Genomic DNA, 1,538 nt, shown 5'->3' with positions numbered 1-1,538 from the left:
GTGGTAGCGTGTAAGCTGATTTCTGGCCAACGGCGGCGTAGCGCCGCCACCAGATGTCGCCCCACGAAGCCGCTGGCCCCGGTGATCAGCACCAATGCCGGCTGTAACGCCTCACCACCCTTCATCAGCCTTGCTCCAGTCGCCGCACGTCGGCGTCGACCATCTCGCGGACCATCGCCTCCAGCGAGGTTTCGGCCTTCCAACCCAGTTTCTGCTCAGCCTTGTCGGGGTTGCCCAACAGCACCTCTACCTCTGCGGGCCGGTAGAAGCGCGGGTCGATCACCACGTGATCGTTCATATCGAGGCCAGCGTGCTCGAAGGCGATGCGGCACATGTCGCGCACTGTGGTCGTGACACCGGTGGCGATAACGTAGTCATCCGGGGTTTCCTGCTGCAGCATCAGCCACATGGCCTGGACGTAATCGCGGGCGTGGCCCCAGTCGCGCTTGGCGTCGATATTGCCAAGCCGCAGCTCGCTCGCCAGGCCCAGTTTGATGCGCGCCACACCGTCGGTCACCTTGCGGGTGACGAACTCCAGGCCACGCAGCGGCGATTCATGGTTGAAGAGGATGCCGCTGGAGGCATGCAGTCCGAAGCTCTCGCGATAGTTGATGGTCATCCAATGGGCGTAAAGCTTGGCCGCCGCATAGGGTGAACGCGGATAGAAGGGAGTGGTCTCGCTCTGGCGCGGCTCTTGGATCAGGCCGTACATCTCCGAGGTGGAGGCCTGGTAGACTCGCGCTTCAGGGCGAGCGATGCGCACCGCCTCAAGGACATTGACCGCGCCGATGCCGGTCACCTGGCCGGTGAGCACCGGCTGGCTCCAGGAAGTCTGCACGAAGGACTGCGCCGCGAGGTTGTAGACCTCGTCCGGCTGGCACTCCTGGACACTGCGAATCAGGCTGCCAAGGTCACATAAGTCACCATCGAACAGCTTCACCTGCTCCTTGACGCCCAGCCACTCCAGACGCGACAGGTTGACATCCGAAGTACTGCGCCTGGGGGCGATACCACAGACACGGTAGCCTTTACTCAGCAGCAACTGAGCAAGATAGGCCCCATCCTGGCCCGTTACGCCGGTGATCAGCGCGGTTTTACTGTGCATTCCTGCCATTTCCTGTATATTTTCCTTGGCGTGGCATCGTCAAACCAGCGGCGCATATTATCACAGCCCATGGGCCAGCACAGCCGCCCGGCACCTAGACCCAGCCCCGCCCCTGCGATGGATCGCGATGGTTTTCAGCTCCTACCCCTTTCTGCTGCTGTTCCTGCCGCTGGTACTGGCGCTCTATGCGCTTCAGGTCCGCGGCCAGATCTCGTCGGCTCTGCTGATGCGCGGGCTGATCGTGATGTCACTGATCTTCTATTCGGTCTGGGACTGGCACTACCTGCCCGTGCTGGTGGGTTCGGTGGTGGTGAATTATTCTCTCGGCAAACGCATCACAGCCAGTCGCCGCCGCTCCTGGCTGGTGCTGGGGATAGCGTTCAACCTGAGCCTGCTGGGCTGGTTCAAGTATCGGCTGTTCTTCGCCGAAACG

Annotated in this window: 1 protein-coding gene and 1 pseudogene; one reads left to right on the top strand and one right to left on the bottom strand. The window is 62.0% G+C overall.

Features of this window, described 5'->3' with window-relative positions:
* Nucleotides 1–124: 124 nt before the first annotated feature.
* Entirely contained in the window at nt 125–1,105 is a 981-nt protein-coding gene (gmd, locus tag RI841_RS16430) for a GDP-mannose 4,6-dehydratase (protein WP_310706700.1), read from the bottom strand.
* A gap of 127 nt (nt 1,106–1,232) precedes the next feature.
* Here gmd and RI841_RS16425 point away from each other — a divergent pair.
* Nucleotides 1,233–1,538: pseudogene (locus RI841_RS16425) on the top strand (hypothetical protein); the annotation flags it as partial.

Source organism: Halomonas sp. (genome assembly GCF_031581305.1).
Taxonomy (GTDB): domain Bacteria; phylum Pseudomonadota; class Gammaproteobacteria; order Pseudomonadales; family Halomonadaceae; genus Halomonas.
This window is presented reverse-complemented; position numbering and strand designations above follow the sequence as displayed.

Coding starts and splice junctions, on each gene's coding strand:
- gmd (WP_310706700.1), bottom strand. CDS start 1,105: ATGCACAGTAAAACCGCGCTGATCACCGGCGTAACGGGCCAGGATGGG.